This is a genomic window from Achromobacter sp. 1011791174 (assembly GCF_059760925.1).
Window position 1 is genome coordinate 1 of the sequence record NZ_JCBANH010000220.1, and the last position, 203, is coordinate 203.

Consider the following 203-nt stretch of genomic DNA (forward strand, 5'->3'; position numbering starts at 1 on the left):
CGGTCAGCACGGTGGTTCCGCTGCCCATCTGCGTGACCGCGCCGCTGCCGCTGATCTGGCCGCCGAAGGTGTAGGCGTCGCTGCGGTTGAAGGCCAGCGTGCCACTGTTGGCCACGTTGCCGACGATGGCCCCCGCCGTGCCGCCCGTACCCAGCTGCAGCGTGCCGGCCGTGATCGTCGTGCCTCCCGCATAAACGTTGTCC

Annotated in this window: 1 protein-coding gene; it reads right to left on the reverse strand. The window is 70.0% G+C overall.

All coding sequences use genetic code 11. The features are described from left to right. Positions 1 to 203, reverse strand: a 203-nt coding sequence (locus AC6LJ5_RS30395) for a hypothetical protein (RefSeq protein ID WP_498142465.1), incomplete at both ends; no start/stop codon positions are given.